This window comes from Pseudomonas sp. SIMBA_041 (assembly GCF_046535095.1).
In the GTDB taxonomy this organism is placed as follows: domain Bacteria; phylum Pseudomonadota; class Gammaproteobacteria; order Pseudomonadales; family Pseudomonadaceae; genus Aquipseudomonas; species Aquipseudomonas mucoides.
In genome coordinates this window covers 29,742-51,976 of record NZ_JAWRXJ010000009.1, presented here as the reverse complement: position 1 = coordinate 51,976, position 22,235 = coordinate 29,742, and the positions used below count along the sequence as shown (strand labels likewise).

Below are 22,235 nucleotides of genomic sequence, written 5' to 3'. Positions count from 1 at the left end.
TGCACGACACATGACCTGTGGGAGCGTGGCTTGCCCGCGATGGCGTCAGCTAAGACAGCACGAGTCTCAGCGTTGTTTGAGTCGGTCGATGACGACCGCCAACAACAGGATCGATCCACGAATCACATACTGGTAAAACGTATCGATGTTCTTCAGGTTCATCGCATTTTCAATAATCGCCAGAATCAACACCCCGGCAATTACATGCCGGATCATGCCGATCCCGCCGCTCAACGACACCCCGCCCAGCACGCAAGCCGAGATCACCGTCAGCTCAAAACCCTGGCCAATCATCGGCTGCCCGGAGGTCATGCGCGACGCCAGGATCACCCCGGCCAACGCGCCAATCACGCCATGCACGGCGAAGATGAGGATCTTGGTCCGGTCAACGTTGACCCCGGCCAGCAACGCCGCTTCCTGGTTGCCGCCGATGGCCATGGTGTTGCGCCCGTAGGTGGTGTAGTTCAGCAGCCAGCCGAAAAACAGGAAGCAGACGATGGTGATCAGGATCGGCACCGGCACGCCAAACAACTGGCCATTGCCGAAGACGAAGAACTGTTCTTGCGAGACGCCGACCGCTTTGCCATTGGCAAAGATGTAAGCCAGACCGCGAACAATCTGCATGGTCGCCAGCGTGGTGATCAACGCGTTGACCCGCAGCTTGGCAATCACGATCCCGTTGATCAGCCCGACAATCAGGCCCATGAACAGTGCTGCCGTCACCCCAAGAAAGACGCTGTCGGTGTCGCGCATGACCACCGCCGCAACCACACCGGCACAGGCAATCACCGAGCCCACGGACAAGTCAAAATGCCCGGATGCCAGGCAATACAACATGGTGCACGCGGCGATGCCGGTGGTGGAAATCGCCAGGCCCAGGCCGCGCATGTTCAGTGGCGAGAGGAAGTTGTCGATCAGTAACGTGCAGAGCACGAAGATCCCGACGGCTGCCAGCAGCATCACCCAGTCATCGAGAAAGCGTCGCAGGTCCAAGGGTTTGCGCTCGGTAGGCAGCGCGTTGTTTTGGATTGTCATCATAGTCACCTCTCAGTTCGCCACGTCGTCAGCGCGTTGGCGTGGCAAAGCCAGTTGCAGCAGGTTGGATTCATTGGCCTCGGCGCGAGACAACTCGCCGCGCATCGCGCCTTCGCAGAGCACCAGAATGCGGTCGGAAATACCCATCACTTCCATCAGGTCGCTGGACACCACGATCACCGCGATGCCGCTTTCGGCGAGGTTATGGATGATCTGGTAGATCTCCGCCTTGGCGCCGATGTCGATGCCGCGTGTCGGTTCGTCGAGCAACAGGACTTTCATCGGCATCGACAGCCAGCGACCGAGAATGGCCTTCTGCTGATTGCCGCCGGACAGGTACATGATTTTCTGTTCAGCGCTGGGCGTCTTCACCTTCAGCGCCTTGATATGTTTGTCGGCATTGCCCTTTTCCCACAGGCCACGCAACAGGCAGCCAAAGGTGGAATGCGCGCCGCGAGCACTGATGTTGATGTTCTCGGCGACACTGGCGAGCGGGATGATGCCCTCCTTCTTGCGGTCCTCGGGGCACAGCAGAATCCCGGCCGCAATCGCATCGCGAGGTGAGCGCAGTTTCAGTTCATGGCCGCGCAGTTCCAGGCGTCCGGCCGTATTGCGTTCCAGCCCGCTGAGCAGGCGGAACAGCTCGGTGCGCCCGGCACCGACCAGCCCGAACAACCCGAGAATCTCGCCTTTGTGTGCCTCGAAACTCACCGGCTCGCGCAAGCCGGGGCCGAGCAGGCCATCGACCTTCAGCGCCACCGCGCCACGTTGCCGAGCGCGGTAATCGTAGATGTCCTGAATGTCGCGACCGACCATGCACGTCACTAGTTGGTCGTGGGTCAGTTCGCTCATGTCCTCGAAGGTGCGCACATAGCGGCCGTCCTTGAACACTGTCACCGCGTTGCAGATGCGGAACACTTCTTCCATGCGATGGGAGACGTAGAGCACCACTTTGCCTTCGTCGCGCAGGCGTCCGATGATCGCCATCAAGCGGTCGATCTCGCGTGCCGACAGGCTGCTGGTCGGTTCGTCGAACGCAATCACATGCGCGCCACGGGACAACGCCTTGGCGATTTCCACCAGTTGCCGCTGCCCGAGGGACAAGCGCCCGACTTTTTCTTGCGGGTCGATTTCATCGGCCAGGCCTTTGAGGCAAGCCAACGCCTGTTGGCGCAAGGCGCCACGATTGATCAGGCCGAAACTGGCCGGCAGGTGCCCGAGGAACAGGTTCTCCGCCACGGTCATTTCCGGCACCAGGTGCAATTCCTGATGGATCACCGCGACGCGGCTGGCGATGCTGTCGGCGGTGGATTTGAACGCCATCGTCTGTTCGCCGATCTGCAGGTCGCCGCTGCTCGGCGTGTAGGCGCCACCGAGGATTTTCAGCAGGGTCGATTTGCCGGCACCGTTCTCGCCCATCAAGGCGTGAACCTGCCCCGGGTGCGCGACGAAGCTGATGCCATCCAGCGCCTTCACGCCGGGAAAGGTCTTGCCGATCCCGTTGAAGCGCAGGCTGCCGCCGACGCTGTGCTCATGTGTCTGTACTTGCGCGTGCATAAACCACCTCTTCACAGATCAGACGGCCCCGTCGCCAGGGCCGTCGTTGAAATCAACCGCGCCTCAGTTCCAGAGGCCGATCTTTTCCAGTTCCTGCTTGAAGTTCTCGCGCGTGATCAGCGTCACGTCGTCCATGGCGGTGAATTTCGGTGGTTCTTTGCCGGTGGTGACCCAGTCAAACATCATGCTGGCGGTGTTGTAGCCTTCGATGTGCGGGCTTGGCAGCATCGAGCCAAAGAAGCCGCTATTGGGCTTTTTCAGTTCGCCGATAGCATCCGTACCGTTAATGCCGATGCCGATGACGTTGGCCGCTGCAAAACCGGCGGTTTCGGTAGCGCGCACGCCGCCCAGCACCGTGTTGTCGTTCATGCCGCCGATGATCAGGTTTTTCGCGCCACTCGGCAGTTTCACCAATGCAGAGTTGGTGGCGTCCATGCTGCCCGGGACGTCGAGGGTTTTCTGCGCCGTGAAGAGAATGTGGTCTTTCGGGAAGCCCGCGTCTTCCAGCGCCTTGACCGAACCGTCGGTGCGCTTCTTGCCAGTGTCGAGTTCGTTGAACGTGTTGATCACCGCGTAGGTGTCTTTCCAGTCCCAACCGCGTTTCTTCGCTTCGGTGGCCATCGCCGCGCCCTGTTTCTGGCCGACTTCAAAGGCGGCCATGCCGAGGTAAGGCACGTCTTCCATGAACTTACCGCTGGCATCGACAAAACGGTCATCGACCGCCATCACTTTCAAACCATTGGCCTTGGCCTTGGCCACGATGGCCGGGCCGAGGCCGACGTCCGGCGGGCAGATCACAAAACCCTTGGCGCCGTTGGCCGCAAGACTGTCGATGGCAGACAGGGTTTTCTCGCCGTCCGGCACAGCGATCTTGATAACGGTGAAGCCTTTGTCTTTACCGGCCTTTTCAGCGAAGGCCCACTCGGTCTGGAACCAAGGCTCCTCCGCTTGCTTGACCAGAAAACCAATCTTTACTTCCTCGGCTGCCAGCAGCGTACTGCTCAGGCTAACCGCGGTGACCGCCAGAGCGGCACAGCACAGGGAACGGATCCCGCGACGACGATTCATAAGCTGACTCCTTGTTATTTTTTTTGAGCGTTATTTGAAAGCCGGTGAACACTTTGAAGCTAATAGTCATATCGTATGATGATTGGCTTTCAGACGGAGTTCCGCGCCTGAAAGCGGTTCTATTCAGTCGTGGTACATCACCGAGCGCCCACCATCGATGGTGATGCACGAGGCATTGATGAACGGCGCTTCATCGCTGGCCAGGAACACGGCGGTCATGGCCACTTCCATCGGTTGACCGATGCGACGCGGCGGATGCAAGTCCAGGGCGCGTTGACGCTCGGCATGCGGGTCGGCAAACCCGTTCCAGTAATCCACGTTCAATTGGGTTTCGATGTAGCCCGGCGCGATGGCGTTGACGCGAATGCCGTTGGCCGCGTATTCGATGCCCAGTGCACGGGTCAGGCCGAGCAAACCGTGCTTGGCCACCGGGTACGGGAAACAGCCCGGAATGATGTGGCTGGAATGGGTCGACGCAATGTTGATGATGCTGCCGATGCCCTGCTCGATCATTTGCGGCAGCACAGCCTTGCAGCCATACCAGGCGCCGTCGAGGTCGATGGCGAAGCAGCGACGCCAATCTTCCTCGGTCATTTCCAGCGGATCACGGAACACATTGACCCCGGCGCAGTTGACCAGGACGTCGATGCGGCCGTGCAGATCAATCGCCACCCTGGCCATGGCGTGCAGGTCTTGCTGGTGCGAAACGTCAGCCTTGATCGCGACCACGTCCGCACCCTGTTCACGCCAATGCGCCGCGACTTTCTCGACTTTCTCAGCCTGGATATCGCTGATGATCAGCTTGGCCTGCTGGGCCGCGAACGTCGCGACGATGGCCTCGCCGATGCCCTGGGCAGCGCCGGTCAGCAACACCACCTTGTTCTTCAGGCGCTCGCCTTTGGGCGGCTCCGGCACCGCTGGCAAGGAAAGAGGTTCAGCCATGAATCAAGACTCCTTTTGCGGGCACGACAAAAACCGGGCATCTGTCGATGTCCGGTCAAAAGACTGTCTGGAAAATCGCTGCATCACTTCACCTGTTTTGTTTTTTTAAGTGTGAGTGCGTGTAACTGATGGCCGACTATAAACCTGCCCGGCAAATAATCTCAATATATAATTTTACATCCCATATTTTGGGATTTATCCAGCAAAGCGCGTACAAGGTTTCCCGGCCACATTTACTCGAAGCGACAACACCGCCCCGTCCAGCGGATGGTTGAGCGGGCTCGCCGCGCTGGTGATGTACAGGGTTTTCAGGTCTTCGCCACCGAATACGCAACTGGTGGGACGGCTGACAGGCAGTTCGATGATTCGATCGACGTGTCCGTCCGGGGTCAGTCTTATCAGGCAACTGCCATCCCAGCGGGCGTTCCAGATGTAACCTTCGGCATCCATGGCCGAGCCGTCGGGGACCCCACGCTTGTCGGGACCGAACCAGACATAAGCGGTGTCCAGATTGCCGTCGGCGTGGATGAAGTAGCGGTACAGCGTGGCGTCGAGGCTGTCAGCGAAAAACAGAGTGGTGGCGTCTTCGCTCCACAGCAGCGTGTTGGGAATTCCCAGTCCGCGAAGCAACGGCGTAACCCGGGCATCGCGGTCGATACGGAACAGGCCACCGGAGCGACGGGTGACCGGCAAGTCTTCGCCGTTTTCGCCGATGTTGTTCTGCATGGTGCCGAGCCAGAGCCGCCCCTGCGCATCGCAACGGGCCTCGTTGGGGCGGTTGCCGGGTTGCGGGTCGGCCATGCAGAGCAAGGTCAGTCGTGGTTCAAGGCCCGGGGAGTCGAGGTCCAGACGATAGACGCCGCTGCTCAACGCGACCAGCGCATCGCCGCTTTCACACGGAATGAAGGCGGAGATGTGTTCCGGCATTTGCCAAATCTGGACGTTGGCGCCGATTAACCGGAGGGCTTGTTTGCCGGCGATGTCGACCCAGTACAGCGCCTGTGTCGGGGCATCCCAGAACGGGCCTTCGCCAAGCCGCGCCCGGTGCTGGGTCAGCGCATTCAACGTCATGAAACCTCCTGCCTTGTTCTTGTTTTTAGGTGTGAGCGAGCTTGCTCGCGATAGCGGTGTGTCTGTGACATCTATGTCGGGTGTGCCGACGCTTTCGCGAGCAGGCTCGGTCCCACATGGGTTCTTTAGTAGTCAGCCGGTTCTTTTGTCGGCCACGACTTGGGGGTAGAAGCGTTTGATCGCCAGGTCTGCGTTATCGATCAGGGTCATGCACGCCCACACCCCGCGCGCGGCGTCGCGGGCGGCGATGGCGTCGGCCATGTCTTTGTGGATGGGCAGCGTACGCCGCAGTTCGTCGGGGTCGGCGGCAGAGACTTCGAATGACACCGCCAGCAGCGCGCCGAGCGCCGGGACCATTTGTTCGATGAATTGGTTGTGGCTGGCGGCGAGGATGCACTCGTGGAATACCCGGTCGGCGCGGTTGTAATCGACGCCACTGTCCACGGCCCGCTCCAGCGCGTTGTAGGCCAGGAGGATGGCCTGCACTTGCTCGACCGTCGCCCGTTCACAGGCCCAGCGCACGGCCATCGGCTCGATGGTGCGGCGCAGGTCGAGCAAGTCGTCGACGAAGTTTTCCGGCAAACCACTGCGTGACAGCCAGCCGACGACTTGCGGATCGAAGAGGTTCCAGCGCCGCACCGGCAGCACCCGCGTACCGACTTTCGGCCCGACTTCAAGCATGCCTTTGGCGACCAGTGTCTTGATCGCTTCACGGATGACCGTGCGGCTGACACCCAGCTGCTCGCCCAGGTCGGCTTCGACCTTGAGGGTTTCGCCGGGCTTGACCTCGCCAGCGGCAATCCAGCAACCCAGCCAATCGACCGTTGAGGCGTGAAAACTGCTGGACATGGAAACCTCAAGACCGCGCGCGATGGAGCAACACGCTAATCATCATACGATTGGGTGTCAATTGGATTATTGAAAGAACACAGAGAACCCTGTGGGAGCGAGCTTGCTCGCGATGAGGCCGTAACATTCAACATCAATGTTGACTGTCACACCGCCATCGCGAGCAAGCTCGCTCCCACAGGGTTTTGCATTAAGGCTCGAGACCGATGGGGAAAAACTCGCCGCCACTCCACACACCCAGCCAGCGTTGCCCGTCGATTTCATGGGTCACGGCCAGTTCCACCAGTTGATAGAACACATTGCGGTGGATCAGCGCTTCAAGATTGGTCCGCACATGCACGTAGGGCGCGGGCTCTTGAGTGACCGGATCAATGACCACCCGAATCGGGTGCTCCGCGCCTGCCTCGGCCGTTTCATCCACGTTGGTGGTGAATCGCAGGAGCTGAGCCTCACCCTCGCCTTCCACATCGACGGCAATCGCCACGAACGGCGCATCATCGACCTTGATCCCGACCTTCTCGACCGGAGTGATCAGGAAGTAATCATCGCCATCGCGACGAATGATGGTCGAGAACAATTTGACCATCGGCTTGCGCCCGATTGGCGTGCCCAGGTAATACCAGGTGCCGTCGCGGGCGATGCGCATGTCGATGTCGCCACAGAAGTCGGGGTTCCACAGGTGGACCGGCGGCAAGCCTTTGGTCTTGGGGATTTGCCCCAACAAGTCGTTGGCTTTTTGCGGGCCACTCATGGCGTTCTCCTTTAAATTACTGGTCGCTGATCCCGATCAGGCTGCGCGCGTATTGCTGCAGGGGTGGGCCGATCAGGTCTTCTGGCTTGTTGTCGTGGAACGTCAGTAAACCGCCACGACTCTTGATGCGTGCAGTATCAATCAAATACTGGGTGCTGGTCTCGATCAACATGATCTGAATCACGCCGCTGTCGATGCCGAGGCGGTCCACGTATTCCTGATCGAGCCACTCATCGGAGTTGCCGATGCGGTCGTCAGCCTTGGCGAACCGCGTGTAAAGCAGGTAATGGGCACCGGCGGCACGGGCTTCAGCCATGGCCTGGTCGAGGCCTTCGGGTGCACGGGCGCGGCGGACCATCGGGAAGTATTCGACAAAGCCGTTAAAGGCTTCTTCGGCCACCACGTTTGGGCGCGGATAAGGACTGCCTGGTGGCGAAAAGGCACCTTGGGCGATGTAGATGAACGAGTCCGGCTGAATCCGCAGGTTGTTCACCCGACGGCTGTCGCTGTGATCCAGCAGCCCCGCGTCGCTCATCTGGTAGCGAGTCCCTTCAGCCATGTCGCTGACATTCATGCAGCCACCAAGCGCCAAAACGGCCAGCAGCAAAACCAGGCTACGCATCCTACCCTCCAGAGGCCGGTGACGGAAAACCGGCGAATGGCCATGGGATGCAGCTTCCGCGCCAGTCTTGAGCATAGGGATGTTTGCAAATAGATAATGCAAATCTGTGGTGAGGGAGCTTGCTCCCGCTCGGTTGCGCAGCAGCCGTAAATTCTGAGGAATGCAGTGTCTTTGGAAATTCGGGGGCCGCTTCGCGCCCCAACGGGAGCAAGCTCCCTCGCCACAGGGCGTGTCAGCCGCCAATAATCTTCATGACTGTCGCGCCGCCGGAGAACGCCACTTCCTGCTTGTCACCCAAGGCCTTCACCAGCAGCCGCTGCAACGCCGGCAGCGCTTGATGGCGAGGTTTGTCGAGCAAGTCGCCGACATAGTGACGGTTGCTCGACGACAGGCAGCCATGCAGCCAACCCGTGGACGAAAGACGCAAGCGCGAGCACGTACGGCAGAATGGAACGCTTTCATTGGCGATTACACCAAAATGCCCCTGCCCCGGAATCTCGTAGCGCACCGCAGTGGCATCGACCGGTGCATCGGCCTGCAGATACTCATAACGCTCGCCAATCAGGCTCAGCAACTGCTGGAGGCTGACGAACTGTTGCAGGAACGCATTGGAGTCGGTGGCCAGGTGGCCCATGCGCATCAGCTCGATGAAGCGCAACTCATAGCCGCGCTCCAGGCAGTAATCGAGCAGCGGCATCACCTGATCAAGGTTCTGTCCGCGCAGCGGCACCATGTTGACCTTGATCTTTATGCCCGCCGCGCTGGCCTGATCCATGCCGTCGAGCACGGTCGCCAGATCGCCGCCGCGGGCAATGCTGCGAAAGGCGCTGGCGTCCAGGGTGTCGAGGGAAACGTTGATACGACGAATGCCGGCGTCCACCAGCAACGGCAGCTTTTTCGCCAGCAGCTGACCATTGGTGGTCAGGCTGATGTCTTCCAGGCCCATCTGGCCGACGGCGGTCATGAAGGCTTCGAGTTTGGGGCTGACCAGCGGCTCGCCGCCAGTGATACGCAAACGCTCGATGCCCGCCGCTTCGATCAAATACGCCACGCCGCGCGCCATGGCCTCGGCCGACAATTCATCCTGCGCAGCTACCAGCCGCTTGCCGTTGGGCACACAGTAGGTACACGCGTAATTGCAGGCTGAGGTCAGACTGATCCGCAAATTGCGAAAACGCCTGCCTTGACGGTCAACGATCATGGATCACTCCGGCGATGGACAAGTGGAACGCACAAAACTTGACTCAGAATTCAAGTTTTGGCAAGTCCCAAGCCTGAGTATATTCCTGCGGTACTGCGCCATATAGAGAAATCATGGCGCAATCAGGCAGCTGAATGGTTCAGCTGCTCGGAGTGTCGGTATCGCGCTTGCGCTTGTTGCCCATGCGCACGCCGATGTCCATCAGAAACTGGAAGAAGCCTTCCTGATCTTCCAGCACGTTGCTCCAGAACGGCGAGTGATACAGCGCCACCGCGCCATGCACCAGCGCCCACGATGCGCAGTAATGGAAGTACGGCGGCACGTCTTCGAGCTTGCCTTCGCTGATCCGGCCTTTGATCAGCAGGGTCAGGCGTTCGAAGTTCGAGGCGCGGATCTTGTGCAGTTCCTCGACCATCTCCGGCACTTGATTGCCCTTGACCACCTTCTCTTCCAGGCGGTCGAACAACCGATAGCGTTGCGGATCGCGCATGCGGAATTCGAAGTAGGCCCGGGACAGCGCTTCCTTGTCCTTGTCGACATCGGCCGAATGCAACAGCTCGTTCAAATCACGCTCGTAATCGAGCATCAGGCGCAGATAGATCTCTGCCTTGGATTTGAAGTGCTTGTAGATCGTGCCTTTGCCGATACCGACGGCATCAGCAATCATCTCGACGGTGACACTGTCTTCACCTTGGTCGAGGAACAGCTTGAGCGCGGTATCGAGAATTTCTTGCTCGCGGCGACGAAACTCACGGACCTTACGAGGTTCTTTATGCATAAGAAAAGGTCTGTTGGGGGTCAAAATTCGAAGCCGCGTATTATGCCTAACTTACGCAAAAATGCACGGATCATCCGACCATATCTGTGTTTCTTGATGATTTCCCGCAGGCTCGCTCATTGATGAGAACTCTTCCGAAGCGGGCGTATTCCAAAATTGTTTAAAAACCGGGGCCCGTAAACTGGACTAGGCGCAATAGTGATCAATACTTGAACTGTCGGCGAGACATCTCCCCCAAGTGTTGCGCCGATATTGGTACCAACGGACCGCGTACCATTGTTTTACTCCTAATGGTCTTAACCCGGATTCACCCCCCAGAACCCGGGTTTTTTTTGCCTGCGATTTGACCCTGCGCAGCGAGCTTGCTCGCGCTAGCCCTAAACCGGTTTCACATGCGCCAAAGGGAACAGCCGCTTGAAGTTCTCGGTGGTCTGCTCGGCAAATCGCTCGTAAGGCTCACCCCGCAACATGGCCAGAAATTCCGCGACTTCCCTTACATACTGCGGCAGGTTCGGCTTGCCGCGATACGGGATCGGCGCGAGGTATGGCGAGTCAGTTTCCACCAGCAAGCGGTCGGCAGGCACTTTGCTGGCCACATCGCGCAGCGCGTCGGCATTGCGGAAAGTGACAATACCAGACAGGGAAATGTAATAACCCATGTCCAGCGCGGCCTTGGCCATGTCCCAGTCTTCGGTGAAGCAATGCAGTACGCCGGCCTGTGGCAGTGCCGCCTCACGCAGCAAGCTTAAAGTATCGGCACGGGCGCCGCGGGTGTGGATGATCACTGGCTTGCCGGTCTGCTGTGCTGCCTGCAAATGTAGGCGGAATGACTCCTGCTGCAACTCGGCCGCTTCTGGTTCGTAGTGATAATCCAGACCGGTTTCGCCAATCGCGACGACGCGCGGATGATTGAGTTCGCGCAACAACCAGTCCAGTGCGGGCGCAGCGCCTGGCTGCACATCCAGCGGATGCACGCCGACCGAACAATCGACGTCGTCATAACGTTCAGCCAGGGCTTTGACGTCGGCCGCGTTGTCGACACTGACGCCGATGCACAGGAAGTGCCCTACCCCGCGCTGACGGGCCGCGTCGAGTGCCGCATCCAGAGAGCCGTCGTGGGCGGCGAGGTCGAGACGATCAAGGTGACAATGGGAATCTACGAGCATAAAAGGGCTGCAACTTACATCGTATGGGTGGGACGGTCGGATTTGAGGGCTCCGGCCAGGTGGTTTTCGATTCGACTGCGCGCCGTGTTGTCGCCGTCGTTGAACTGCACGCCGACGCCAGCGGCGCGGTTACCCTGAGCGCCTTTGGGCGTGACCCAGGTGACTTTGCCCGCGACCGGAATCTTTTCGGCTTCATCCATCAGGTTCAGCAACATGAAGACCTCATCGCCCAACTTGTAGCTTTTGTTGGTCGGGATAAACAGCCCGCCGTTCTTGATGAAGGGCATGTAGGCCGCGTACAGCACGGATTTGTCCTTGATGGTCAGGGACAAAATGCCGTTACGCGGCCCCGGGTTGACGAGTTCATTCATGCTGACCTCCACTGCTGATGCACAGAGTCTAGGCGCAGACGATCACTTCTGGGTAGGCAGCGAGGCCCATTGCACCAGCAGCGCTTCCAGCAAAAGTGCCGGATTGAGGTTGGCTTTGCTCATCACCTTCTGACGCTGGGCAAGGATCCAGTCCTGGATATTCAGGACTTTATCCTGAGCGGCTTTCTGCGCCAGGTACTGAATCACCTTACGCATGTCCGTCAATCCCAGACCGTCTTCATCCTGGGTCAGCTGATAGCGCAGGATCAGGCTCGACCAGTCGCAGAACCAGTCGAACAGCAGCAACTGCGGAATGGTTTTCCATTCTTCGGCCAATTGTGTCGGCGATTGCTGTTGTTTGAGCAACTTCTTCACGCCCTCCACCACCAGCGCGCGCTGTTCGCGCACACCCTGGGCCTGCAATTTGACCGCGCCCAGCGGAGAACCGGCGGCCAGCGTCAGCAGTTCGACGCGCTCGTCTTCCGAGCTGTCCGGCAACGCCTTCGCCAACCATGCAAGGCTCATCGCTTCGCTCGGCAGTGGGCAGGCCTGCTGTACGCAACGGCTCTTGATGGTTGGCAACAGGCGACTGGTCTGGTGACTGACCAACAGCAAAACGGTATCGCCCGACGGCTCTTCCAGGCTTTTGAGCAAGGCGTTGGCGGCGTTGACGTTCATCGACTCGACCGGCTCGATCAACACCACTTTGCGCCCGCCCATTTGCGAGGTCTGCACCACGAAGCTGACCAGATCGCGGACCTGATCGACCTTGATCGCCTTGTCGGCTTCTTCCGGCTCGAGGATGTAGTTGTCGGGATGACTGCCAGCCTTGAGCAGCAGGCAGGATTTGCATTCACCGCATGCGTCCTGCGCGGTTGGCCGCTGACACAGCAGGCTGGCCATCAAGCGTTCCGCCAGCGCGCGCTTGCCGATCCCGGCCGGGCCATGCAGCAGATAGGCGTGAGCGTGTTGCTTACGACCGGCCAACTGTTGCCAGAGGCTGTCCTGCCACGGATAGGCTTCAGCCACGGGTCAACTCCAGCAGACGCGGCAACAAGGCGTCCAGCGAATGCTGAACCTGCACCAGCGGCTGGGCGGCATCGACCAGCACATAGCGCGCCGGATCCGCCTCGGCGCGCTTGAGGAACGCACTGCGCACGGCATCAAAAAAGGTTCGGCCTTCGAGTTCGAAGCGGTCCAGACGACCGCGAGCACTGGCGCGGGCCAGGCCCACTTCCACCGGCAGGTCGAAGATCAAGGTCAGGTCCGGGCGCAGATCGCCCTGGACGAAGGTTTCGAGCGTCGCGATGCGCTCCAGCGACAGACCACGACCGCCACCTTGATAGGCGTATGTAGAATCCGTGAAACGATCACACAACACCACCGCACCACGGGCCAGCGCCGGGCGAATCACTTCGGCCAGATGCTGGGCGCGCGCGGCAAACACCAGCAGCAGCTCCGTGTCGGGGTTCATGACTTCATCAACCGGGGCCAGCAGCACTTCGCGAATCCGCTCGGCCAACGGCGTACCACCCGGTTCGCGGGTCAGCACCACTTCGATACCGGCAGCGCGCAGGCGCTCGGCCAGGTATTCGCGATTGGTACTTTTGCCGGCGCCTTCCGGGCCTTCCAGGGTAATAAACAAGCCAGTCACGGGCAGTCCTTATCAGAAATTATTGCGCGCCTTGCGGAGCGACAGCTTCCGGCGCGGGCTCAGCTGCCGGTGCAGGCATCGGAACCGGAACCGGAGCCGGAGCCGGAGCCGGAGCCGGTTCTTGCGGCACGACGGAGGGCAACGCCTCGGGATCGGGATCAGGTGAAGCCGCCGGAATCGGCGCCTCGGCCTCCGGTGCTTCGCCATTCGCCGCCTCTGGCCCAGGGATCGGTGCCGGGCTGGAACGATAATCGGCACGACGCTTGAGCTGGAACTCACGCACTGCGTTGTTATGGGCATCCAGATCATCGGAGAACACATGGCTGCCATCGCCACGCGCAACGAAGTACAGGCTGTTGCCGGCCACCGGGTTCAAAGCGGCATGGATGGCTTCGCGGCCGACCATGGCAATCGGCGTCGGTGGCAGCCCCGAGATCATATAGGTGTTGTACGGGGTCGCTTCCTTGAGGTGGGCGCGGGTCAGTTTGCCGCTGTAGCGATCACCCAGACCGTAGATCACCGTCGGGTCGGTCTGCAGCAACATGCCGATCGCCATGCGTCGAACAAAGACCCCGGCAATCTGCCCGCGCTCTTGCGGCACGCCGGTTTCCTTCTCCACCAGCGAGGCCATGATCAGCGCCTGATAGGGTTCGGTGTACGGCGCATCCGCAGAACGTTGATCCCACTCTTTGGCGAGGACTTCGTCGAGGCGGTCATAGGCTTTTTTCAGCAGATCGACGTCGCTCATGCCACGTACAAAGCGATAGGTGTCGGGGAAGAAACGACCTTCCGGGAAAATCCCGCGGTGACCGAGTTTTTCCATGACCTGGCTGTCGCTCAAACCTGCGATTGTCTGCTCGAGTTTTTCATCTTTGGCCAGGGCGGCGCGGACCTGGCGGAAATTCCAGCCTTCGACCAGCGTCACGCTGTACTGAACCATTTCGCCGCGTTTCCACAGGTCGATCAGCCCTTCAACCGTCATGCCCGGAAGCATGCGGTATTCGCCACTGTGCAACGGTTGCTTGGGCAGATTGAAGCGCCAGTAAACGCGCAGCCAGAACGCGTCCTTGATGACGCCGTCGGCTTCGAGTCGATAGAAGGTGCGGGTGGGTGTCGTGCCTTTGGGCACGTCCAGCAGCTCTTCCTGGGTGATGTTCAGCGGTTGTTCCAGCGCCGAATGGATTTTCCAGGCAGAAGCGCCCAGACACAGCCCCGCCAGTACCAATCCGGTTTCCAGCAGCAGCAAGAATTTACGTCTCACGTATCAAGCATCCAGTAGCGCGCGGGCAATGGTTTGGAGTTTACGGGTGAGCGGCCCAACCGGCCAGCTCAGCGCAGCATAGGCGCGCACGGGCCAAACGCCATACACGCTGTTGCAGACAAAGACTTCATCGGCCCATTGCAGCTGTTCGAGCGTGATGTCGCCCACTTGCGTGGGGATCCCCGATGACTCGGCTTGAAACAATAATTCGTCACGCATCACACCGGCCACGCCGCAGCGTTTCAAATCGGCGGTGATTAGCACGCCATCGCGCACCAGGAACAGATTACTGAACACACCCTCGATCACGCGACCGGCCTGATCCAGCATCAAGCCTTCGGCATGTTCGCTGTCTTGCCATTCGGAGCGGGCAATCACTTGCTCAAGACGGTTCAAATGTTTGAGCCCGGCAAGCAAGGGTTGTTTTGAAAGTCGTGTGGCACAGGGAAACAATCGAACGCCCTGCTCGGCATGCGCAGCGGGATATACCGCCGGAGGATTGCCTTGCAGAATGCGTCGGACTTGCGCCGAAGGATCAGGCGCATAACCGCGCAGACTGTCGCCGCGCGTGAGGATGAGCTTGAGCACGCCCTCACCGAGCGCTGCGGCATAGGCCAGCAATTCGTTGCGAACCAGGTCGTGATCCGCCGAAATCGCCAGGCGCGAACAGCCCTGCGCCAAACGCGACAGATGCCGCTCCAGCAACAGCGGCTGCCCGCCGCGCACGGCAATGGTCTCAAACAGACCATCACCGTAGGCCAGGCCGCGATCCTTCAGCGACAGAGTGTCAGCCGGCTGACCGTCGACCCAGCTGTCCATCAGTCAGCGAACCGGCGGAAAACCAGCGAGCCGTTGGTCCCGCCAAACCCGAAGGAGTTCGACAGCACCACATCGATGTCCATGTTGCGCGCCGTGTGCGGTACGAAGTCGAGGTCGCAGCCTTCGTCCGGCTCATCAAGGTTGATGGTCGGCGGCGCGACCTGGCTGTTGATCGCCAGTACGCTGAAGATGGCTTCAACGGCGCCCGCCGCCCCCAACAGGTGACCGGTCATGGACTTTGTCGAACTGACGGCCAGCTTGTAGGCATGATCGCCGAACACCGACTTGATCGCACAGGCTTCGGCAAGGTCACCGGCCGAGGTCGAGGTGCCGTGGGCGTTGATGTATTGAACCTGATCAACGTTGACCTTGGCATCACGCAGGGCGTTGGTGATGCAACGTGCAGCACCCGCACCGTCTGCCGGTGGCGACGTCATGTGGTAAGCGTCGCCACTGGTGCCGAAACCGATCAGCTCGGCATAGATGGTCGCGCCGCGCGCCTTGGCGTGCTCCAGCTCTTCAAGCACCAGGGCACCGGCACCGTCGGACAGGACGAAGCCGTCACGGCCCTTGTCCCACGGACGGCTGGCACGGGTCGGTTCGTCGTTGCGGGTCGACAGCGCGCGGGAAGCACCGAAGCCGCCCATGCCCAGTCCGCACGCGGCCATTTCGGCGCCGCCGGCAATCATCACGTCGGCTTCGTCGTACATGATGTTGCGGGCTGCCATGCCGATGCAGTGCGTACCGGTGGTACACGCCGTGGCGATGGCGTAGTTAGGTCCCTGTGCACCCAGGTGGATGGACAGGAAACCGGAAATCATATTGATGATCGAGCCTGGCACGAAAAACGGAGAGATCCGCCGTGGGCCGGAATCATGCAGGGTGCGGCTGGTTTCTTCGATATTGGTCAGACCGCCAATACCCGAGCCCATGGCCACGCCGATACGCTCTCGGTTGGCATCAGTAACTTCCAGCCCCGAGTTACGCACCGCCTGAAAACCTGCGGCCAGACCGTATTGAATGAACAGGTCGAGCTTGCGCGCTTCCTTGACCGACAGGTATTCCTCGACATTGAAGCCCTTTACCGAGCCGCCAAAACGGGTGGAATAGGCAGAAAGGTCGGTGTGTTCGATCAGACCAATGCCACTGCGGCCAGCCAGAATGCCCTGCCAACTGCTCGGCACATCCGTGCCCAGTGGCGACAACATACCCATACCGGTGACTACGACGCGTCTACGCGACACAGCACTCTCCTTTTTTCAAATGACGACTTTGCATCAGGCCTAAAGAAAAAACCGCACGCCGTGATGGCAGTGCGGTTTTTCCATGACAGCAAGCAACGATTACAAGCTATTAAGCCTGGTGGTTAGTAACGTAATCGATTGCGGCTTGTACAGTAGTGATCTTCTCAGCTTCTTCGTCAGGGATTTCGGTCTCGAATTCCTCTTCCAGAGCCATCACCAGCTCAACGGTGTCAAGGGAGTCGGCACCCAGGTCTTCAACGAAGGAAGCAGTGTTGACCACTTCTTCTTCTTTAACGCCCAGTTGCTCAGCAACGATTTTCTTGACGCGCTCTTCGATGGTGCTCATACCTTGTTTTCACTCCTAATGGACAAATTCAGGCAGCTGGCCAGTGGGTAAGTGTATAGAAAGACTTTTCAGCTTTTCAACTGAAAGCTTCACTCCTCAAACCCGACAGCCCTCTGCCTATAAATAGATTGCAGCTTTATAACGGATTTTAGACAGCTCGTATGACATTTTTTTGAAGCGATCCGTCACATTTAACTCATGTACATCCCGCCGTTCACCGGGATTGTAGCCCCAGTAACGTAAGCTGCACCGTCCGACGCAAGAAAAGCGACCACAGACGCGATCTCTTGTGCTTGTCCCAGACGGCCCAGCGGAATCTGCGTCTGCAAGGCTTCACGCTGTGCCTCGGGCAGTTCGCGAGTCATATCGGTATCGATGAACCCAGGGGCCACCGAGTTTACCGTAATCGAACGCGAACCGACTTCACGCGCCAGTGCACGGCTGAAACCTTCCAGACCGGCCTTGGCGGCTGCGTAGTTTACTTGGCCTGCGTTGCCCATGGCACCCACAACAGAGCCAATACTGATAATTCGTCCCCAACGGGCTTTGGTCATGCCACGCAAAACGCCCTTGGAGAGGCGGAACAGACTGTTCAGGTTGGTATCGACAACGTCATGCCACTCGTCGTCTTTCATGCGCATCATCAGGTTATCGCGGGTGATGCCGGCATTGTTGACCAGGATCGCCGGCGCACCGAACTGTGCAGTGATGCTCGCCAGTACCGCAGCAACGGATTCATCGCTGGTGACGTTCAGCTCAAGACCCGTGCCTTGAATACCATTTTCTTTCAGGGTCGCGGCAATTCGCTCGGCACCGGAAGCGGAGGTCGCGGTGCCAATCACGATGGCGCCCTGACGACCCAGTTCCAGGGCGATGGCCTGGCCAATGCCACGGCTCGCGCCGGTGACCAGTGCAACTTTACCTTGCAGACTCATGCAAGCTTCTCCTGATTCAGGCCAGCGCTGCACGAGCGGCAGCGAAAGCGTCTGGGGTATTGAGGTTGGATGTCGACACGCCTTCGGCGCAACGCTTGTTCAGACCGGCCAGCACTTTGCCAGGACCGCATTCGACCAATTGGGTCGCGCCCTTGGCAGCCAGTGCCTGGACCGATTCCACCCAGCGCACGGGCTTGTAGAGCTGCTCAAGCAGATCACGCTTGAGGGTTTCCAGATCGGCCGGCACATTGGCACTGACGTTCTGTACCACTGGGATCTGCGGCGCCTGCCAGTCGATAGCAGCGATGGACGCGGCAAAACGCTCGGCTGCCGGGCGCATCAGCTCACAGTGCGACGGCACGCTGACCGGCAATGGCATGGCGCGCTTGGCACCACGAGCCTTGCAGCCTTCGATGGCACGCTCGACCGCCGCCTTGGCGCCGGCGATGACCACTTGGCCCGGGGAGTTGAAGTTCACCGCGCTGACCACTTCGCCTTGCGCCGCTTCGGCACAGGCAGCCAGTACATCAGCGTCATCCAGACCGAGGATCGCGGCCATGCCGCCCTGCCCGGCCGGTACGGCTTCCTGCATCAACTGACCGCGACGCTCAACCAGCTTCACGGCGTCACCCAGACTCAGGCTGCCCGCAGCAACCAGGGCGCTGTATTCGCCCAGGCTGTGACCGGCAACATAAGCCGGGCGCGCGCCACCTTCGGCCAGCCACAGACGCCACAAGGCGATCGAGGCGGTCAGAATGGCCGGCTGGGTTTTATCGGTTTGATTGAGCTGCTCTTCCGGCCCTTGCTGGGTCAGTGCCCACAGGTCGTAACCCAGAGCATCGGAAGCTTCTTTGAATGTTTCGAGGACAACCGGATGTTGCGCGCCCAACTCGGCCAGCATGCCGAGGGACTGCGAACCCTGTCCTGGAAAGACGAATGCGAGGGAAGCAGACATGTAACGAGCCCCTAATGATCTTGTCGTCGGAGAAATGACGTCCCGCTTGGGGACGCAAGAAACTGACAGTTGGATGGCCAATTAAACTGAGCGGTCACATTTAAGCATTGTCCGACGAAAACGCCTAAAGCAACAAATCCTCCAGACGACCGTGTATCCGTTCCGGCAGGTTTTCCTGAATCTCGATCAGCGCACGGGAAATGGCGCTCTGAAAGCCCTGCACACCCGCCGAACCATGGCTCTTCACCACAATCCCCTGCAAACCGAGGAAGCTGGCACCGTTGTGCCGCGCAGGCGCGAGATCGGCTTGCAGACGTTTCATCAACGGCAGCGCCAGGGCACCGACCATTTTCGAGGCGAGGTTTTTCCTGAACAAGGCTTCGATGCGCCCGGCAATCATGGTCGCCAGGCCTTCGCTGGATTTGAGCAGGATATTGCCGACAAAACCGTCACACACCACCACATCCGCCTCGCCACGGTACAAACCGTCACCTTCGACAAAACCGATGTAATTGATGCCCCGGGCTGCCTGCAATAACGTGGCAGCCAGCTTGACCTGCTGATTGCCCTTGATGTCTTCGGTGCCAATGTTCAGCAGCGCGACACGCGGGCGGACAATACCGAGCGTCTCCGCCGCCACCGAGCCCATAACGGCGAACTGCAACAAGTGCTCGGCACTGCAATCGACGTTGGCGCCCAGGTCGAGTAACTGGCAATAGCCCTTTTGTGTCGGAATCGCCGCCACCATCGCCGGACGATCAATGCCCGGCAAGGTCTTGAGCACAAACCGCGACAACGCCATCAGCGCACCGGTATTACCGGCACTGACACAAGCCTGGACCTTGCCATCACGTAGCAACTCCAGCGCCACGCGCATCGACGAATCGGGCTTGCCACGCAGGGCCTGCGCAGGCTTTTCGTCCATGGTAATGACTTCGGACGCCGGCACGATCGACAGGCGCGAGCGATCCACAGCCGATTGGCCAGAGAGCAATTCTTCAAGTAGGGAAGGTTGACCGACGAGGGTCAGGTGCAGCGAGGGTGTAGCAGACAGGCAAGCAAGGCTGGCCTGAACAATGCTGCGGGGACCGAAGTCCCCGCCCATTGCGTCAATCGCGATGACTTGAGCGGACAAGTGATTACTCGTCAGCGCCCTTGTCGATCACTTTACGGCCACGGTATACGCCTTCTGGCGATACGTGGTGACGCAGGTGAACTTCACCGGTGGTTTTTTCTACAGACAGGGTGCTCGCCTCGAGAGCGTCGTGCGAACGGCGCATGTCACGGGCGGAGCGGGATTTTTTGTTCTGCTGAACAGCCATAATTGATTAACTCCTAAACGTTTGGGTCACGCTTTAACTGCGCCAATACACTGAACGGGTTGGACCGCGTTACCTCGTCCTCGCTCGGTTCGGGCTCATCGAGACCCGCCGGCTGCTGGCATTCTTCCGGATGATGAGCAGGCACAATGGGCAAGGCGAGCAGAAGCTCCTCCTCGATCAGTGACTGCAGATCCAATGGATCTTCGCCCAGTTCCAGCACGTCATAACCTTTCGGCAACGACTGGGTATTCGCACCCTCCTTCACCACAGCATAACTGCATTCGCTATGGATCGGCAGGGTGACCAGCTCAAGACAACGCTGGCAAACCATTTTGACCTCGGTGTCGATAAAGCTGTGGATGACCACAGATTTACGTTCATCTCGTTCAAAAACGAATTTAGCCTGCACCGTACCGACAGTGTCGGAAAGCGGGTCGCAGAGTCTCTCCAAATCGGCCAGCAGCAGTTCACCTTGAAGGGTGGTGCCACGGTCAGCCAATTTGCGCGGGTCAACGTGAGGTGGAATCGGGTCATTCAACATAGGCGCAGCATTATAGGGATGCACCCAGCCATGTCAAAGGAAATTCAGCCCTGTCCGTCACTTGCAAGCCTCCGCTAGAATTCGCGCCTGACTTTTGGAGTTGCGCATGCTGCCTTTATTACTCGCTTCAAGCTCGATGTATCGCCGGGAATTGCTGGCTCGCTTGCAGCTGCCATTCACCTGCAGCTCGCCGGATATCGACGAAAGCCACCGACCGGGCGAGCCGGCCATCGAGTTGGTCAAACGCCTGGCCAAAGAAAAAGCCCAGGCGCTTTCGGGCAGCCATACCGCTCATCTGATCATCGGCTCCGATCAGGTCGCGGTACTCGGCGACCGCATTATCGGCAAACCTCACACTTTCGAAAACGCCCGCGAACAACTGCTGGCCGCGAGCGGCGCCAGCGTGACCTTCCTCACCGGCCTGGCGCTGCTCAACAGCCAGACCGGTGAATGCCAGGTCGATTGCGTGCCGTTCACCGTCCACATGCGCACGCTGGATCAGGCACGCATCGAACGCTACCTGCGCGCCGAGCAGCCCTACGACTGCGCTGGCAGCTTCAAGGCCGAAGGTTTGGGGGTGAGCCTGTTTCAAAGCACCGAAGGCCCTGATGCCACCAGCCTGATCGGCCTGCCGCTGATTCGCCTGATCGACATGCTGCTGGCCGAAGGCGTGCAAATCCCCTAACTGCTACAAGGACCGCGCAGGCATAAAAAACCGGCCACACAGGCCGGTTTATTATGCAGCCTCAGAATCAGCGCATCGATGGACCGTGAAAGCCCATCCACATCGCCAATTGCTCGGCAACGCTGGCACCAAGCTTTTTCGAGAAACGATCGAACGGCGATTCCTGAACGGTGAAGTCCACCAGCTCCTTCTCGCCAATCACGTCACGGGCCACCGAACTGGCATTGCCCAGGCCATCGATCAGACCGAGCGGCAGCGCCTGCTCACCGTTCCAGATCAACCCGGAGAACAGTTCCGGATGCTCTTTGTCCTTGAGGCGATCGCCACGCCCCTTCTTCACACTGTTGATGAACTGCTGGTGCGTGGTGTCCAGCACACCCTGCCAGAACTGCGTTTCCTCAGGCTTCTGCGGCTGGAACGGATCAAGGAACGACTTGTGCTCGCCTGACGTATACGTCCGGCGCTCCACACCCAGCTTCTCCATGGTGCCGACAAAGCCATAGCCGGCCGCCGTTACACCAATGGACCCCACCAGGCTCGCCTTGTCGGCGTAGATCTGATCCGCCGCACTGGCGATGTAGTAGGCACCGGAAGCGCCCAGATCCGAGATCACCGCGTACACCTTGATCTGCGGATGCAGGGCACGCAGACGAACGATTTCGTCATACACATAACCCGACTGCACCGGACTGCCGCCCGGGCTGTTGATGCGCAGAATGATGCCCTTGACCTTATCGTCCTCGAAGGCCGCACGCAGGCTGCCGACGATGTTGTCAGCACTGGCCGATTCTTTGTCGGCAATCATGCCAACCACGTCGATCAATGCGGTGTAGTTGGAGCTGCGGGTCGCACTCTTTTCCATATCCATCAGCGGCGTGAACAGGATCAGCGCCACAAACAGGTACACGAACGTCAGCAACTTGAAGAAAATCCCCCAGCGACGGGAGCGGCGCTGTTCCTGCACGCCGGCCAGCAAGGTCTTTTCCAGCAGCTTCCAGCTTTTTTCGTCACCGCTCTCTACGCTCGCCTTGGCGGGCGCTTTCCATTCGTCGGTCATGACAT

Annotated in this window: 25 protein-coding genes; 1 reads left to right on the top strand and 24 read right to left on the bottom strand. The window is 59.5% G+C overall.

The genetic code is table 11. The annotated features are described in order from the left end of the window. Nucleotides 1-66: 66 nt before the first annotated feature. The 23 genes from araH to SB725_RS21570 all read right to left on the bottom strand — a co-directional run bounded on the left by araH (nt 67) and on the right by SB725_RS21570 (nt 20,488). On the bottom strand, nt 67-1,035 hold the full coding sequence (gene araH / locus SB725_RS21680; RefSeq protein ID WP_410922571.1) for an L-arabinose ABC transporter permease AraH: 969 nt from the start codon (nt 1,033-1,035) through the stop codon (nt 67-69). Between the two features lie 12 nt (nt 1,036-1,047). After that, a complete protein-coding gene (gene araG / locus SB725_RS21675) occupies nt 1,048-2,592 on the bottom strand; it encodes an L-arabinose ABC transporter ATP-binding protein AraG (protein ID WP_027924056.1) in 1,545 nt (514 codons plus the stop codon). Between the two features lie 63 nt (nt 2,593-2,655). Beyond that, on the bottom strand, nt 2,656-3,660 hold the full coding sequence (locus SB725_RS21670; protein WP_027924055.1) for a substrate-binding domain-containing protein: 1,005 nt from the start codon (nt 3,658-3,660) through the stop codon (nt 2,656-2,658). 123 nt (nt 3,661-3,783) lie between these two features. Next, entirely contained in the window at nt 3,784-4,602 is an 819-nt protein-coding gene (locus SB725_RS21665) for an SDR family oxidoreductase (RefSeq protein ID WP_410922570.1), read from the bottom strand. A 195-nt stretch (nt 4,603-4,797) separates the two neighbouring features. Next, on the bottom strand, nt 4,798-5,673 hold the full coding sequence (locus SB725_RS21660; protein ID WP_027924053.1) for an SMP-30/gluconolactonase/LRE family protein: 876 nt from the start codon (nt 5,671-5,673) through the stop codon (nt 4,798-4,800). 132 nt (nt 5,674-5,805) lie between these two features. Then, on the bottom strand, nt 5,806-6,522 hold the full coding sequence (locus tag SB725_RS21655; RefSeq protein WP_027924052.1) for a FadR/GntR family transcriptional regulator: 717 nt from the start codon (nt 6,520-6,522) through the stop codon (nt 5,806-5,808). Nucleotides 6,523-6,712: 190 nt separating this feature from the next. Continuing rightward, nucleotides 6,713-7,273 (bottom strand): DUF1285 domain-containing protein, encoded by a 561-nt coding sequence (locus SB725_RS21650; RefSeq protein ID WP_410922569.1) that lies wholly within the window; start codon nt 7,271-7,273, stop codon nt 6,713-6,715. A 16-nt stretch (nt 7,274-7,289) separates the two neighbouring features. After that, complete coding sequence (locus tag SB725_RS21645; protein WP_027924050.1) at nt 7,290-7,895, bottom strand: DUF4823 domain-containing protein; 606 nt, start codon at nt 7,893-7,895, stop codon at nt 7,290-7,292. 232 nt (nt 7,896-8,127) lie between these two features. Next, the gene (locus SB725_RS21640) at nt 8,128-9,096 is read right to left on the bottom strand and encodes a GTP 3',8-cyclase MoaA (RefSeq protein ID WP_027924049.1); all 969 of its coding nucleotides are present in this window, start codon (nt 9,094-9,096) and stop codon (nt 8,128-8,130) included. Between the two features lie 139 nt (nt 9,097-9,235). Beyond that, on the bottom strand, nt 9,236-9,874 hold the full coding sequence (locus SB725_RS21635) for a TetR/AcrR family transcriptional regulator (protein WP_008152317.1): 639 nt from the start codon (nt 9,872-9,874) through the stop codon (nt 9,236-9,238). 377 nt (nt 9,875-10,251) lie between these two features. Then, nucleotides 10,252-11,040 (bottom strand): TatD family hydrolase, encoded by a 789-nt coding sequence (locus tag SB725_RS21630; RefSeq protein ID WP_059182344.1) that lies wholly within the window; start codon nt 11,038-11,040, stop codon nt 10,252-10,254. Nucleotides 11,041-11,054: 14 nt separating this feature from the next. Further along, nucleotides 11,055-11,411, bottom strand: a complete 357-nt coding sequence (locus SB725_RS21625) for a PilZ domain-containing protein (RefSeq protein WP_059182343.1) — start codon at nt 11,409-11,411, stop codon at nt 11,055-11,057. Between the two features lie 42 nt (nt 11,412-11,453). Continuing rightward, a complete protein-coding gene (locus SB725_RS21620) occupies nt 11,454-12,440 on the bottom strand; it encodes a DNA polymerase III subunit delta' (RefSeq protein WP_027924046.1) in 987 nt (328 codons plus the stop codon). Continuing rightward, nucleotides 12,433-13,065, bottom strand: coding sequence for a dTMP kinase (tmk, locus tag SB725_RS21615; RefSeq protein WP_027924045.1), 633 nt, complete (start codon nt 13,063-13,065; stop codon nt 12,433-12,435). Before tmk ends, SB725_RS21620 begins: the two co-directional genes overlap by 8 nt. A 19-nt stretch (nt 13,066-13,084) precedes the next feature. Next, on the bottom strand, nt 13,085-14,326 hold the full coding sequence (gene mltG / locus SB725_RS21610) for an endolytic transglycosylase MltG (RefSeq protein ID WP_410922568.1): 1,242 nt from the start codon (nt 14,324-14,326) through the stop codon (nt 13,085-13,087). Nucleotides 14,327-14,329: 3 nt separating this feature from the next. Then, a complete protein-coding gene (gene pabC / locus SB725_RS21605) occupies nt 14,330-15,145 on the bottom strand; it encodes an aminodeoxychorismate lyase (RefSeq protein WP_027924043.1) in 816 nt (271 codons plus the stop codon). Continuing rightward, the gene (gene fabF, locus SB725_RS21600; protein ID WP_027924042.1) at nt 15,145-16,389 is read right to left on the bottom strand and encodes a beta-ketoacyl-ACP synthase II; all 1,245 of its coding nucleotides are present in this window, start codon (nt 16,387-16,389) and stop codon (nt 15,145-15,147) included. The genes pabC and fabF overlap by 1 nt, the downstream gene beginning before the upstream one ends. Nucleotides 16,390-16,498: 109 nt before the next feature. Next, nucleotides 16,499-16,735: an acyl carrier protein gene (gene acpP / locus SB725_RS21595; protein ID WP_003442511.1), complete on the bottom strand. Its 237-nt coding sequence runs from the start codon at nt 16,733-16,735 to the stop codon at nt 16,499-16,501. A 191-nt stretch (nt 16,736-16,926) separates the two neighbouring features. After that, nucleotides 16,927-17,670 carry a 3-oxoacyl-ACP reductase FabG gene (fabG, locus tag SB725_RS21590; RefSeq protein WP_027924041.1) on the bottom strand — a complete coding sequence of 248 codons (744 nt, stop codon included), beginning with the start codon at nt 17,668-17,670 and terminating at the stop codon, nt 16,927-16,929. Between the two features lie 16 nt (nt 17,671-17,686). Beyond that, nucleotides 17,687-18,625, bottom strand: coding sequence for an ACP S-malonyltransferase (gene fabD / locus SB725_RS21585; protein ID WP_027924040.1), 939 nt, complete (start codon nt 18,623-18,625; stop codon nt 17,687-17,689). 124 nt (nt 18,626-18,749) lie between these two features. After that, nucleotides 18,750-19,760, bottom strand: coding sequence for a phosphate acyltransferase PlsX (plsX, locus tag SB725_RS21580; protein WP_027924039.1), 1,011 nt, complete (start codon nt 19,758-19,760; stop codon nt 18,750-18,752). A gap of 4 nt (nt 19,761-19,764) precedes the next feature. Further along, entirely contained in the window at nt 19,765-19,947 is a 183-nt protein-coding gene (gene rpmF, locus SB725_RS21575; protein ID WP_003179396.1) for a 50S ribosomal protein L32, read from the bottom strand. Between the two features lie 13 nt (nt 19,948-19,960). Beyond that, nucleotides 19,961-20,488: a YceD family protein gene (locus SB725_RS21570; protein ID WP_004371317.1), complete on the bottom strand. Its 528-nt coding sequence runs from the start codon at nt 20,486-20,488 to the stop codon at nt 19,961-19,963. Nucleotides 20,489-20,594: 106 nt separating this feature from the next. On the opposite strand from SB725_RS21570, the gene SB725_RS21565 reads away from it, so the two are divergent. Then, nucleotides 20,595-21,173: a Maf family protein gene (locus SB725_RS21565; RefSeq protein ID WP_194940680.1), complete on the top strand. Its 579-nt coding sequence runs from the start codon at nt 20,595-20,597 to the stop codon at nt 21,171-21,173. Nucleotides 21,174-21,240: 67 nt separating this feature from the next. Here SB725_RS21565 and SB725_RS21560 read toward each other — a convergent pair whose 3' ends face one another. After that, a complete protein-coding gene (locus SB725_RS21560) occupies nt 21,241-22,230 on the bottom strand; it encodes a S49 family peptidase (protein WP_027924037.1) in 990 nt (329 codons plus the stop codon). Nucleotides 22,231-22,235 lie beyond the last annotated feature (5 nt).

Bases quoted from the DNA above. Each gene is read 5' to 3' on its own strand.
- fabG (WP_027924041.1), bottom strand. From the start codon at position 17,670: ATGAGTCTGCAAGGTAAAGTTGCACTGGTCACCGGCGCGAGCCGTGGC.
- SB725_RS21565 (WP_194940680.1), top strand. From the start codon at position 20,595: ATGCTGCCTTTATTACTCGCTTCAAGCTCGATGTATCGCCGGGAATTG.
- pabC (WP_027924043.1), bottom strand. From the start codon at position 15,145: ATGGACAGCTGGGTCGACGGTCAGCCGGCTGACACTCTGTCGCTGAAG.
- SB725_RS21650 (WP_410922569.1), bottom strand. From the start codon at position 7,273: ATGAGTGGCCCGCAAAAAGCCAACGACTTGTTGGGGCAAATCCCCAAG.
- rpmF (WP_003179396.1), bottom strand. From the start codon at position 19,947: ATGGCTGTTCAGCAGAACAAAAAATCCCGCTCCGCCCGTGACATGCGC.
- SB725_RS21660 (WP_027924053.1), bottom strand. From the start codon at position 5,673: ATGACGTTGAATGCGCTGACCCAGCACCGGGCGCGGCTTGGCGAAGGC.
- acpP (WP_003442511.1), bottom strand. From the start codon at position 16,735: ATGAGCACCATCGAAGAGCGCGTCAAGAAAATCGTTGCTGAGCAACTG.
- araH (WP_410922571.1), bottom strand. From the start codon at position 1,035: ATGACAATCCAAAACAACGCGCTGCCTACCGAGCGCAAACCCTTGGAC.
- SB725_RS21560 (WP_027924037.1), bottom strand. From the start codon at position 22,230: ATGACCGACGAATGGAAAGCGCCCGCCAAGGCGAGCGTAGAGAGCGGT.
- araG (WP_027924056.1), bottom strand. From the start codon at position 2,592: ATGCACGCGCAAGTACAGACACATGAGCACAGCGTCGGCGGCAGCCTG.
- SB725_RS21570 (WP_004371317.1), bottom strand. From the start codon at position 20,488: ATGTTGAATGACCCGATTCCACCTCACGTTGACCCGCGCAAATTGGCT.
- SB725_RS21665 (WP_410922570.1), bottom strand. From the start codon at position 4,602: ATGGCTGAACCTCTTTCCTTGCCAGCGGTGCCGGAGCCGCCCAAAGGC.
- SB725_RS21655 (WP_027924052.1), bottom strand. From the start codon at position 6,522: ATGTCCAGCAGTTTTCACGCCTCAACGGTCGATTGGCTGGGTTGCTGG.
- SB725_RS21670 (WP_027924055.1), bottom strand. From the start codon at position 3,660: ATGAATCGTCGTCGCGGGATCCGTTCCCTGTGCTGTGCCGCTCTGGCG.
- SB725_RS21640 (WP_027924049.1), bottom strand. From the start codon at position 9,096: ATGATCGTTGACCGTCAAGGCAGGCGTTTTCGCAATTTGCGGATCAGT.
- SB725_RS21635 (WP_008152317.1), bottom strand. From the start codon at position 9,874: ATGCATAAAGAACCTCGTAAGGTCCGTGAGTTTCGTCGCCGCGAGCAA.
- SB725_RS21630 (WP_059182344.1), bottom strand. From the start codon at position 11,040: ATGCTCGTAGATTCCCATTGTCACCTTGATCGTCTCGACCTCGCCGCC.
- fabD (WP_027924040.1), bottom strand. From the start codon at position 18,625: ATGTCTGCTTCCCTCGCATTCGTCTTTCCAGGACAGGGTTCGCAGTCC.
- SB725_RS21645 (WP_027924050.1), bottom strand. From the start codon at position 7,895: ATGCGTAGCCTGGTTTTGCTGCTGGCCGTTTTGGCGCTTGGTGGCTGC.
- SB725_RS21625 (WP_059182343.1), bottom strand. From the start codon at position 11,411: ATGAATGAACTCGTCAACCCGGGGCCGCGTAACGGCATTTTGTCCCTG.